Source organism: Cupriavidus lacunae, from assembly GCF_003353055.1.
Taxonomy (GTDB): Bacteria; Pseudomonadota; Gammaproteobacteria; order Burkholderiales; family Burkholderiaceae; genus Cupriavidus; species Cupriavidus lacunae.
Genome location: NZ_QKWJ01000080.1, coordinates 22328 through 34239 on the forward strand (window position 1 = coordinate 22328; position 11912 = coordinate 34239).

General features: G+C 60.1%; 10 protein-coding genes and 1 pseudogene. 10 read left to right on the forward strand and 1 reads right to left on the reverse strand.

Annotation, left to right across the window (positions count from 1 at the left end; genetic code table 11):
- Positions 1-5 precede the first annotated feature (5 nt).
- The 10 genes from DN412_RS34740 (at position 6) to DN412_RS34790 (ending at position 11335) form a co-directional block, all read left to right on the forward strand.
- Entirely contained in the window at positions 6-1211 is a 1206-nt protein-coding gene (locus DN412_RS34740; RefSeq protein ID WP_244222924.1) for an aromatic ring-hydroxylating oxygenase subunit alpha, read from the forward strand.
- The gene (locus DN412_RS34745) at positions 1208-1696 is read left to right on the forward strand and encodes an aromatic-ring-hydroxylating dioxygenase subunit beta (RefSeq protein ID WP_208647715.1); all 489 of its coding nucleotides are present in this window, start codon (positions 1208-1210) and stop codon (positions 1694-1696) included. The genes DN412_RS34740 and DN412_RS34745 overlap by 4 nt, the downstream gene beginning before the upstream one ends.
- A gap of 26 nt (positions 1697-1722) precedes the next feature.
- Positions 1723-2550: an enoyl-CoA hydratase/isomerase family protein gene (locus DN412_RS34750; protein WP_115215711.1), complete on the forward strand. Its 828-nt coding sequence runs from the start codon at positions 1723-1725 to the stop codon at positions 2548-2550.
- A 1-nt stretch (position 2551) separates the two neighbouring features.
- Entirely contained in the window at positions 2552-3298 is a 747-nt protein-coding gene (locus DN412_RS34755) for an SDR family NAD(P)-dependent oxidoreductase (protein ID WP_115215712.1), read from the forward strand.
- Entirely contained in the window at positions 3295-4209 is a 915-nt protein-coding gene (locus DN412_RS34760) for an alpha/beta hydrolase (RefSeq protein WP_115215713.1), read from the forward strand. The genes DN412_RS34755 and DN412_RS34760 overlap by 4 nt, the downstream gene beginning before the upstream one ends.
- 121 nt (positions 4210-4330) lie before the next feature.
- Positions 4331-5653, forward strand: coding sequence for a phytoene desaturase family protein (locus DN412_RS34765; RefSeq protein WP_115215714.1), 1323 nt, complete (start codon positions 4331-4333; stop codon positions 5651-5653).
- 114 nt (positions 5654-5767) lie between these two features.
- Positions 5768-7327, forward strand: coding sequence for a long-chain-fatty-acid--CoA ligase (locus DN412_RS34770; protein WP_341868093.1), 1560 nt, complete (start codon positions 5768-5770; stop codon positions 7325-7327).
- 48 nt (positions 7328-7375) lie between these two features.
- Positions 7376-8662 carry an NAD(P)/FAD-dependent oxidoreductase gene (locus DN412_RS34775; protein WP_115215715.1) on the forward strand — a complete coding sequence of 429 codons (1287 nt, stop codon included), beginning with the start codon at positions 7376-7378 and terminating at the stop codon, positions 8660-8662.
- 170 nt (positions 8663-8832) lie between these two features.
- Positions 8833-9540, forward strand: coding sequence for a nitroreductase (locus tag DN412_RS34780; protein ID WP_244222925.1), 708 nt, complete (start codon positions 8833-8835; stop codon positions 9538-9540).
- A gap of 1519 nt (positions 9541-11059) precedes the next feature.
- Positions 11060-11335, forward strand: coding sequence for a hypothetical protein (locus DN412_RS34790; protein ID WP_244222926.1), 276 nt, complete (start codon positions 11060-11062; stop codon positions 11333-11335).
- 68 nt (positions 11336-11403) lie between these two features.
- Here the strand turns inward: DN412_RS34790 and DN412_RS34795 are convergent.
- Positions 11404-11787: pseudogene (locus DN412_RS34795) on the reverse strand (porin); the annotation flags it as partial.
- Positions 11788-11912: the final 125 nt, after the last annotated feature.

Here is an 11912-nt window from a genome sequence, read left to right on the forward strand (position 1 = left end):
ATGTCGTGCATGGTTCGCTCTATACCGACCCAGCCATTTATCAACTCGAACTGGAGCGCATTTGGCGCCGGGGCTGGGTCTATGTCGGCCACACAAGTGAGGTGCCCAATCCTAACGACTACGTGATGAAGTCGATCGGTCCCGAACCCATCCTCATGACGCGGGACAAGGACGGAAGACTGCATCTGTTGCACAACCGGTGCCCGCACCGGGCCAATCGGGTATGCATGAGCGAAAGAGGCCAGGCCCGTTCCTTTACGTGTCCATATCACGGCTGGACCTTCGGAAACGATGGTGGCCTGAGGGGCTATCCATTTCCCTCTGGTTACGACGGTGCAGATCGTAGCCAGCTTGGCCTGGCTAAGGTGGCCCGCGTTGCGGAGTACAAGGGCTTTGTCTTTGGCTCCCTGTCGCCCCAAGGCATTTCGCTTGACGAACATCTCGGGGCAGCAAAGGCCGCGATTGATTCGTTGTGCATGAATTCGCCGGAAGGCGAAATTGAGGTCACGGCTGGATTCCTCAAGCACAAGGTACGGGCAAACTGGAAATTCCTGGTCGAGAACGAGACCGACGGCTATCACCCCTCGTTCGTGCATGCATCGATATTCGAGGTCGCCCAGAGTGGCATCGGCTCGCTGTACAGCGCGGAGTCGACCGCGGTGTCCCGCTATATGGGCCAGGGGCATACTGAGATTGATCTGCGTCCGGAATTCCGAAAGCGTGGGGAGGCTTTGAGCTGGTTCGGTACGACCGCTGACAAGCTTCCTGACTACGTTAGCCAAATGGAGAGCGCCTATGGAAAGGACGAGGCGCGGCGCGTCATGATCGACGGCGTTCCACATATCATGATCTGGCCAAACCTATTCATTGCGGAGATCCAAATCTTCGTGATCCAGCCGCTGTCGGTCAACGAGACCATCCAGCATGTCACCGCGCTTCAATTCAAGGGCGCGCCCGACATTAATCGCCGCCTGCGTCAGCAGACCATGGGTTCCGTAGGCCCAGCCGGATTCCTGCTCGCCGACGATGCCGAAATGTACGAGCGAACTCAACTAGGCGCCGCATCGAGCAATCCCGAGTGGTTATATCTCGGTCGCGGCAAACATCGTGAACGACAAGACGAGGATGGTTTCCTAATTGGAGATGCCACCGACGAGACGCCAAGCCGTGGTATCTGGCGCCATTACCGCTCCTTGATGGAGAACGCATGATGACTACCTACGACCGTAGTGCGATGGAAGAGGTCACGCAGTGGATCTACCGTGAAGCGCGCTTCCAGGACGAACATCGCTATGACGATTGGGAAGCGCTGTGGACTGATGACGGGCTCTATTGGATTCCTGCAAATGGTGATGGCGGGGACCCCGAGCGGCAGATGTCCATCGTTTACGACAACCGTTCTCGAATCGCACTGCGGGTACGGCAACTGAAGACCGGAAAGCGTCACAGCCAGACGCCTCGATCACGCCTGCGTCGACTGATTTCCAACGTGGAAATCCTTGCACAGAGCGAGGGCGAGATCCGGGTGGGTGCCAACGCATTGGTCTTCGAGTCGCATATTCGCGGCGACACGGTTTGGGCAGCGCGCAATGAGTACGTGCTGCGGCGCGTAGAAGGCGACCTAAAGCTGGCCAGGAAGACCGTCGTGCTGGTGAACAACGAGACCGCCATGTGGTCGATGGCGTTCCTGATCTGACTGGACATTCGAAGGAGGAGACAACCATGTTCGACGAGGTTCCAGGCCGGGAAGTGCTGATAGGCGCGGGCCATGCACTTCTCTCTCTCGACGCAGATGGCGTCGCACACGTGCACATGAACAGGCCCGAAGCATCGAACGGCCTGAACGTGGAACTGCTCAACGCACTCCAAAACGTACTGATGCAGGTGCACGGTGACGACCGCGTACGCGCGGTGTTGCTGAGCGGCGAGGGCAAGCACTTCTGTGCGGGCGGGGACGTGCATACCTTCCTCAGCAAAGGGGAAGCATTGCCTGGCTATATCCGCCAGGCGACAGCGCTTCTTGAGAACGTGGTTAGCCTCCTCATGCGAATGAACCCGCCAGTCGTTACCGCAGTCCAGGGCTTCGCGGCTGGCGGCGGTGGCATGGGACTGGTCTGTTCTTCCGACTTTGTCGTGGCAGCGTCTTCCGCCTCGTTCCTCGGTGGTGCTACACGGGTCGGCATGGTGCCGGATGCCGGCGTTTCGGTCACGCTCACCCAGCTTGTCGGCTTGAGAAAGGCCATGGAGATTGCGTTGCTGAATCCAACCATTTCCGCAACGCAGGCCCTTCAGTTGGGACTCGTGACTTTTGTCGTTCCGGACGACAAGCTGAACGACGAAGCGTGGGCGGTGGCGCGCAAGCTGGCCGCAGGAGCGCCCGCGGCGATCGCGGCCACCAAGCGCCTGTTATGGAGTGGCATCGGGCGTTCCGTGGACGCTGCCATGCCGGAGGAGAACCGCTTGCAGGGCGTTCTGTCCGGCATGGCCGATGCCCGGGAAGGGCTCGCGGCAGTGATCGAGAAGCGCACGGCCTCCTTCCGGGGACAATAGCATGGGCACTTCCCTGTTGCGGCTATCCGGGCAGCGCGCACTTGTCACCGGTGGAGCAAAAGGCATCGGTGCGGCCATCGCGCGGCGGCTCTGTGCCGAAGGTGCGGCGGTGACAATCGCAGACATGGACGCTGCCGCGGCGCGAATGCTGGCCGATGAATGCGGTGTCCAATGGCATGCCATGGACGTGTGCCGGGTCGAGTCAGTTGCCGCGCTCGTACGCGATGACGGTCCATTCCAGGTCATCGTGAACAATGCCGGTGTCGATCAGCACGCCTTCTTCATAAACACTTCGGAATCGGAGTGGGCCCACCTGATTGATGTCAACCTGAAGTCCGTCCTTGCGGTGACTCACGCCGTGCTTCCTGGGATGCGGGCTGCAGGCTACGGGCGCATCGTGAATATTGGGTCGGAGGCTGGTCGGCTTGGCTCTCGCGGCGGCTCAGTGTATGCCGCAACGAAAGGTGCATTGATCGCATTCACACGCTCCATTGCCAGAGAGGTGGGGCGAGATGGAATTACGGCCAATGTCGTGGCGCCGGGTCCGGTCGACACGCCGCTTCTACGTGCTGCCGTACAACGGGGAGGGGAGCGGCTGATGTCTTCTATGGTTCAGGCCACATTGGTAGGTCGCCTTGGCTTACCCGATGAGGTCGCCGCAGCAGTTGCATTCCTAGCGTCCCCAGAAGCAGGCTTCATTTCTGGTGAGGTGCTGGGCGTATCGGGTGGGATGGGATGTGGCGCATGAGCGACTCGAAAATTTCCGACGCACGCGAGGCTGTGTCGCAGGTCGTGGATCGCGTTCAGCGAGTTTATTCCGGCTGGCGGCGCGACACGACTGTGGAAAAAATGCGCGCCGACTGGGACGCCCTGTTTCAGACTGCAGTAGCGGCGAAGACGGAAACGGTGGACATTGGCTCGTGCCAGGCGGAATGGATTGTTAGTCCCGGCGCTGACAATGGGCCGGTGCTGTTGTACCTGCATGGCGGCGGCTTTCGCCTGGGATCCTGCCAGTCTCATAGGGAGCTCATGGCCGGCTTGTCGACGGAAAGTGGGGTGCGTGTACTTGGGCTGGACTATCGCTTACTGCCGGAGCATCCTTTTCCGGCACAGCAGGAAGACGCATTTGATGCATGGTGCTGGTTGCTGGGCCAAGGATTTTCCCCGCGAAATCTTGCAATTGCGGGCGATTCCGCCGGCGCCTGGATCGCACTTCGCCTACTGTGCGCCCTGCGCGATGCCGGTCACGCACTGCCTGCCGCAGCGGTGACCATGTCCGCATTGACCGATCTGAGTGCGAGCGGACCCGCCTATTTGACGCGGGCAGATGCCGATCCAATCCATCAGCGACAGATGATCGCCGCGATCGGTAGGGCGGTGGTCGGTCCGAGCGATGACCCTCAAGACCCACGGTTTTCGCCGCTCTTCGCAGATCTTCAAGGGCTGCCGCCGCTACTGATGCAGGTTGGGGATCGTGAGGTGGTGTTGTCAGACACGACAGAGTTTGCGGTCAAGGCGCGAGCTGCTGGCGTTGAGGTCGAAGATCAGGTGTGGCCCGAAATGATCCATGTCTTCCAGCAGTTTCCAGAACTGGAGGAAGCGCGGCAGGCACGGCAGACGATCGGTAGATTCTTGCGGCATCACTTCAACCTTGATTGATCGTTACCAAATCGAAACGACCGGATGCAAGCGATACGGCAGACATGGCAAGAGCGATGGTCGGCTGATGGACATGACGGTGGCGATGAAGCCATCGCGAACACCAACTTAAGGAGACACCATGGAAGCTCATGACATTCACTATGATGCCGTTATCATCGGCGCTGGCGCAGGGGGCCTGTGCACGGCAGCACGGCTCGTTGCCGCGGGAAAACGTGTGCTGGTGGCAGAAGCGCTGAATCGAGTCGGCGGACGCGCCTCCAGCGAAGTGATCGATGGCCATATCGTCAACATCGGTGCCATCGCAATCGAGCGGGGTGGCGTCTTCGAGGAGACATTTGCCCAGCTTGGCCTGGCCCTGGACCTTCGCGAGCCGAGTCCACCAACGGTCTTTCGTATCGACGGCAAAGTCATCAACGTCTCCAAGGGGGGAGGTTGGGGGCTGCTGCTTGGGACTTTTACGAAGCAGGCTGCGAAGATCGGCGCGAAGTTTGCCGAGGCACGTGGCGGCGATTTGCCGGAGGCCTCGCTAAGCACCGCGGAATGGCTGGCCAAGTACACCAAGAATGAAACGGTCCACGCAATATTCCGCAATCTTTGCGCCGCGATTTTCGCGGTGAATGCGGATGAGCTTCCCGCGCGGGCGTTCCTTGTCTATTTTGCACAGAAAGGGGCGTTCAAGCGCTTTGGTTTTTGCCCGCGTGGCACGGTGGGGCTGTGGAACGACCTGGCCGGCGCGATCCGCGAGCGCGGCAGCGAGGTCTGGCTGGGTGCCCCCGTGACAGCGCTACACGTAGAGGATGGACGGACTACCGGTGTGACCGTACGGCGGGACGGAAAATTGGTGCGTATCCACGCAGAGCTGGTGGTAAGCAATATCGGCCCTGCCGGTACCGTGGCGCTGCCGGGTGCCGAGGCCTTCGGCTCCGAATACACAACCATGGCCCAAAGCGCCCCGAAGCCGGCAGCCAATATTGTGATCAACTTCGCGACACGGGAGCGCTTGATCGACACGCCGGGGCTGGTGACATTCGGCAAGACCAGGCGGCTCTGCAATATGGGCGAACTCACTTATACCTGTCCGGAGATCGCGCCAGCGGGATGGCATCAGTACGTTGCGTATGCGGTGCCAATGCCAGCCATCGGGGACTTTGACGAGCAAGCCGAGATCGCTGCCGCCCTGCAGGATCTGCACGACGAGTTCCCAGGCTTCGCTGACGCCAAGATGTTGTCGATTCGCGTGATGCGTGGCGAATGGCCTGCCCAACGTTCGTGTGCGGGCTATGACTTGCCCTTGGACACGCCTGTGCCAAACTTCTGGCACGTCGGGGACGCGGTCAAGGACTACGGCGACGGGGGCACGCAAGCATGCGCCGATACGGCGCGCAGCGTGGCGGTGTGCGCGCTGCGCTGGCTGGAAAGCAAAGCGCCAGCCATGGCATAACGCCCCCGGGGTGGCCATAGAAGAGGAGCGGCTGCCGCTCCTTGTCGAGCGACTTGCGTGCAGGCAATCGCTCGACAGGCAGCATGAGCACTATCACCCGTACCGGTATCTACCATGAGCATCCATCTGACTCAATTTCTGAAGCGGGCCGTTCACCAGCGCCCCGAAGCCATTGCGACGGTTTTTGGCCAACGGCGTCGAACTTACGCGGTGCTTGGTGAACGCGTGGCCAGGTTGGCCGCCGCGCTCGCCGCACTCGGCGTTTGCAAGGGCGATCGTGTGGGCATTCTTGCGCTGAATTCGGATCGCTATATCGAAGCGATCCAGGCGGTTTTTTGGGCGGGAGGCGCGATCAACCCTTGCAATACCCGCTGGAGTGCAAGGGAACTTGCCTACTCGTTCAATGATTCAGGAACGGAAGTGCTCCTGATCGACGACGCCCATCTTGCGCTGTTGCCGGCCCTCAAGTCGGACTCGCCCAACTTGCGCGCAGTGATTTACGTCGGTGATGAAGCCGTACCGGATGGCCTGCATAGTCTGGAAGCGCTGATAGAGGCGAATGCCCCCATGGCGGACGCAATGGCCGGCGACGAGGATCTCGCCGCAGTATTTTATACCGGAGGTACTACCGGTTTTCCGAAGGGCGTCATGCTATCCCATCGGAGTATGGTCGGTGGCATGCTTAATCGAATGGCGCTCGGATACCCGGTTGGCCCGGTCTACCTACATGCCGCCCCGGTTTTCCACCTGGCGGGGGCCCTGGGCATCTTCTGGCAAATGATGGCCGCGGGAACAAGCGTCCTGATACCAACCTTTACGCCCAAGGCGTTCATGGAGGTGGTGCAGCGTGAAGGTGTCACGGACACCCTTCTGGTGCCCACCATGATTCAGATGATTCTGGACGCCCCGGAACGGCCGGCCTACGACATGAGCAGCCTGCGTTTCCTGATCTACGGCGCATCGCCAATCGGCGAGGGATTGCTTGATCGGGTTGCGCAGATGTGGCCGGACGTGGCATTGATGCAGGGATATGGTATGACCGAATGCGCTGGCCCGGTGACCTACCTGCCGCCGGAATTCCACACCCTGGAAGGCCGGAAGAGGAACAAGCTCCGCTCGGCTGGGCGAGCTGGCGCCATGGCGGAAGTCAAGATCGTCGATCCTCAACGAAACGAAGTGCCGCGCGGCGTCGTCGGCGAGATCGCGATCCGCGGGATGTCAAACATGCTTGGCTACTGGAACAAGCCGCAGGAGACAGCGCACACCTTGCAGGATGGCTGGATCTATTCCGGCGACGGCGCCTACATGGATGAGGAGGGTTTTGTCTTCATCGTCGATCGTGTGAAGGACATGATCGTGACGGGCGGAGAGAATGTCTACTCGGCAGAGGTGGAGAGCGCGCTGTCTCGGCATCCGGCTGTGGCGATATGCGCGGTCATTGGTATCCCGAGCGATCGCTGGGGCGAGCAGGTGCATGCGATCGTCGTGCTTCGTCAGTCAGCTCGGGTCAACGAGGATGAACTGATTCAGCACTGTAAGGGGCTGATCGCCAACTACAAGTGCCCGCGTAGCATCGAGTTCCGTGAATCGTTGCCACTGACTGGCGTAGGAAAGATTCTTAAAGCCGAGCTGCGACGACCGTTCTGGGAGGGTATCACCAGGAACGTCAACTGAGGCGAGCGAGGTCGTCGTCCGCCAACTACACCGTCTGGATTGACACACATGAATGCATCGGACTCGTTGATTATCGTGGGGGCTGGCACTGCGGCCGCCGAGCTTGCCGTCCACACGCGCATGGGCGGTTGGTCGGGGCGCATCATCATGATCGGTGACGAGGCGGTCTTGCCCTATCACAGGCCGCCTCTTTCAAAAGCGTGGCTGGCTGGCGAGGCTGACCTGAGCGCTTTGCTTACCCGGCCAGCATCGGTTTATGAGAAGGCTGGAATCGAGTGTTGGCCTGGCCTTGCCGTAACTGCGTTAGATCGGGCTGCAAAGACAATAGCCCTCTCTGATGGGCGCAGCGTGCCCTATGGCCGTCTGGCACTCTGCACCGGAGGGCGCCCGCGGCCATGGGCTGCTCATGGGCTGCCCGCGGACCATCATCCTGGGAATCTGCATGTATTGCGCACCCTGGCGGATGCCGAACGATTACACGGCGCGCTGCAGGAAGGAGGGCGTTTGCTCATTGTGGGCGCAGGATACATCGGGTTGGAAGTCGCAGCGGCAGCGAGAAAGCGTGGCGTAGCGGTAACAGTGGTTGAGTTGGCCTCCCGTGTGCTGGCGCGCTCAGCCTGCGACGCAGTGTCCAGTTTCTACGAACGCCTCCATGCGGGACGCGGCGTGAACGTACGAACCGGCAGCGCAGTGGCGCAGGTCCAGCGAGCCAGCGCGGCGCCGGATGCCCCTGTCACCGCACTCGAGCTAGCAGACGGGACGCGTCTACCCTGTGACGCGATCCTCGTCGGTATCGGGATGCTGCCGAACAGTGAGCTAGCGGAAGCTGCCGGTTTGCGGGTCGACCGCGGCATTGTGGTGGACAATCTGTCAAGAACTAGCGATCCCGACATTGTCGCCGCGGGCGACTGCACAGCCCAGGATTTGGGCTGCGGTACTTTGCGACGTCTGGAGTCGGTGCCCAACGCTGTCGAGCAAGCCCGTGCCGCGGCGTCGTGGCTTTGCGGAAAACCAAAGCCAAACCTGAGCGTGCCCTGGTTCTGGTCCGATCAGTATGACGTCAAACTCCAGATGGCCGGAACATCGGAGGGAAGCGACGCAATCGTTCGGCGCGGGGAAATCGCCGCAAGCAGCTTCACCCTATTTCACCTGCGTGAGGGCGTCGTAATCGGTGCGACAGTTGTGAATCGACCTGGTGAATTTCTGCAGGTGAAGCGGTTGGTCGGAGCACAGGCAATCATCGAGCGTGACCTTCTGGAAGATGACAACCTTCCACTAAAAGACATCGTGCTACCTCGGGTGGAGAACCAGGCGGCACAACAGGTCACGCCTTAGATTTCCTTTTGAACACCGGGCAGTATCGCATCTCGCACTGCGGCGACGCGCATCTGTTCAATCCGGACGCGTCACGATGGGCCACATCGACTGGCACCGGTTTGTATGCGTGTCGCATTGCCGGTGTGGGAAAGACCTGCATCGCGATGGTGCCAATTGAGGAGAAAGACATGAAGAGCTATGACAATAACGTGAAGTCTTCCGCTGACTGTTTTCAGACGATGGAGAGGCTTCATCTCGAGCGCCACAGTTGCCGAGGATTCCTCGCGGAACGCATTCCGGCTGAGGTTCAGGAGAAGATGTTCGGGCTGGCACAACGGACTGCCTCGTGGTGCAATTCTCAGCCGTGGCAAGTCATCGTCACGAATGGGCAGGCAACTGAGCGGTTTCGGGCCGCCTTGCAGAGGGCTTTGCGTGATCAGCCTGCGGCGCCCGATTTTGCCTGGCCTCGCGAATATCGCGGGGTATACCAAGAACGTCGCCGCGCATGCGGGCTAGCCCTCTATGAAAGCGTGGGGGTTAAGAAGGGCGACCGGGAAGCGTCGGCCAGGCAAGCAGCCGAGAACTATCGCTTGTTTGGGGCCCCGCACGTAGCCATCGTCACTACCGACGAAGCGCTGGGTGTCTATGGTGCGATTGATTGCGGCGCATACGTTGCCAATCTGATGCTCGTTGCTCGCAGTCTGGGTATCGCCTGTGTCGCACAGGCCGCGCTGGCGTCGCACCCCGAAGCCATCCGACAGCATTTCGGACTTTCTGCCAACAGACTTGTCGTTTGTGGGCTGTCATTCGGATACGAAGATAGTCAACACAATGCCAACGGATTCAGAACCTCCCGCAGCCCATTATCGGAGGCGGTAACGTGGCGTGAAGAATAGAGACGGTGCGAAGCAAGACGAGTGGACGTGACACGGGCTACCGGCGATTTGGTTGCTCGCCGTCGCCATAGGCGCCCTTTGCCTTCACACGCTTTTCTGATGGACATCCTCAAAGGAACCAAATAGGTCATTTGGTGACCGGTCCAACCGCCTTCGCATTCTCACCGCAGGATGCCTTGGGCGGCAGGGCCCGACGCAAGCCTTCGCCAGTGCCTTCGCAGCCATTCGAATCCATCGCGCCGCATGACCGAATCACCTGTCCGGCGACATTCGAACCAGAATACAGCCGTTACTGGCATCTGCGACGTTGGATTGCTGTCGAGGTAACGGCTGCTCACCAATCCTCGGCAGTCGTTGGGGCCGTTGGCATAATTGATAACGTTGCCAGTTCTTCTAGCTGCGTTGGGATCCAAAGGGATCTCGCTGGTGATCCCTCCGAGAAGCCCGAAGCGCGATCGTGTCTGCGATATCAGCGACTTTCTCCTTCGAAGAGGCCAGCGGGCGCTTGCCATCCGTTTTCATGCACACACGACTGAAGCGGGGTGGCGTCCGCGAGCCCGCATGCAACTGCAGCGTGGGCTCCGGTGGAGCCCACGGAATGCCGCTTCGAAGTGAGTGGGATACCGGTTTCTCCAGGAAAGGCAATTCGGCTGGGTTCCGGACCACAGTGCATTGTCCGCCCAACTGCGTAGCGAGATGGCGCGGTGGAGTCCTGTAGTCAAGCGCTTGTGCGGGACGTGAGTGCAGGGGCACCATTGTCGATGTCGAATCGACGTGGCAAGCAAACGCGTTTATCGACTAGGCGTCAAAGGGGGAGATGATGGACACCAGGCCGGCACACGCGGAGATGGATGTGCAATCCGAAGACGCCAGGCGCGTCGCGCAGGAAGCCGCTGCGCTGATGTTATTCAAAGGCGAGCCGGCCGCCAGGGCCATTGCGGCCGCGGTGGCACGGCATGTTACAGATGAGTGAACCTGCCGCTGTCGTCATCTGGCCCTGATCGACGAATGTTATTCTGATGACGGACTCTGCACCCGGGTCCCTTTGAACACGAGCAGCGGCACAATATCCAAACGGCGCATCGTCACGTAGCGCGAGAGGCTAGTTTCGAAAAATTTGTACGTGTCGCGGGACAAGCGCCAGCGGTCCCGTCCGCTCACCACTGCGAGGCTAAGGCAGGTCGAAGCGTTCGCTACGCCTAGCTGTGGATGCAGTCGCGTGCCAGCAAGGCGCGAAAGTCGAGTGCCGCAAATTCACCGGTCACAGTTCGCTGTGAGCACGCAAATCGGGAAGCTCGAGTGACGTGCACGGTCGGCAAACAGAGCGGAGCTGACGTTCAAACACCGGGGTGAAAGCGCGGGCCAACGACCGAGGATGGCCGGGATGCGACTTCTGTCAGCCGCAAGGCGGTCGGCTCTTGCCGACCCTCAAGAGCCATTAACGTTGCAGCCGCGTCAATGGCGGCTTTCGAGCCATCTTGAATACCATGCTGACGGCTGCAACGGGGCGCTGTCATGGATGACGCTGGAGTGGCTGCACCGCGGCAAGCCGAGCCTGCTGGACGTGGTCTCGGGCGCAATCGCCTCACAGGTTGCCATAACGCCAGCGTGCGGCTATGTCGGCCCCATGGGGGCACTGGCAGTTGGGCTGGTGGTGTCGCCGTGCTGCACCGTGGCGATTGAGAAGCTAAACCCAGCTAGGATTCGACGACTCCTTTTGACGTGTTCGGTGTTCACGGCATTGGCGGACTGGTGGGCGGCGTACTCACGACAGTGTTCGCTCTCCCCGCGCTAGTATCGATAAATAATGGCATGGCGTTCACAATTCATAAAATAAAAAACCACAATGACGATTCATTGGAATCAAAATTTATGTCGAAGCGCCACGCGCAGCATTAACTGGTTTTGATTAGACGAAATACCGCTCGCGGACGTCACCTGTGCGAAGTCCAACACGGTACCAGTCGAGTCTCCACCAACGCGCTGGTAGGCACCCTGCACGTAGATGTCCGTCCGCTTCGAGAAGTTGTAGTCCGCCATCAGGCCAACCGTCTGATAGGTCGGATGCTGCACGCCCGTCGTCACATTGAGGTTTGCGCGCGTGTAGACGTAAATGGCACCAACGAACAGCGCGGGGGTGAGTTGATATTTCGCGTTCAGCTCGAAGTTCTGGAATCGCAGCGACGACGCCGGCCCTGAGGGCGGAGTAATTGCGCCAGCATACGCGTTGCCGAGCGGTTCGATGACCTCTAAAGTGGACCCCTCGGTCAAGACAGATTTCAACCGAGTTTAAGCTGCATCCATTTCTTCACATGCAGCGGAACAGCGCTGCCCTGATTTTGCGCGGGGAGAATCCCCTGCGCAGCGTAGCG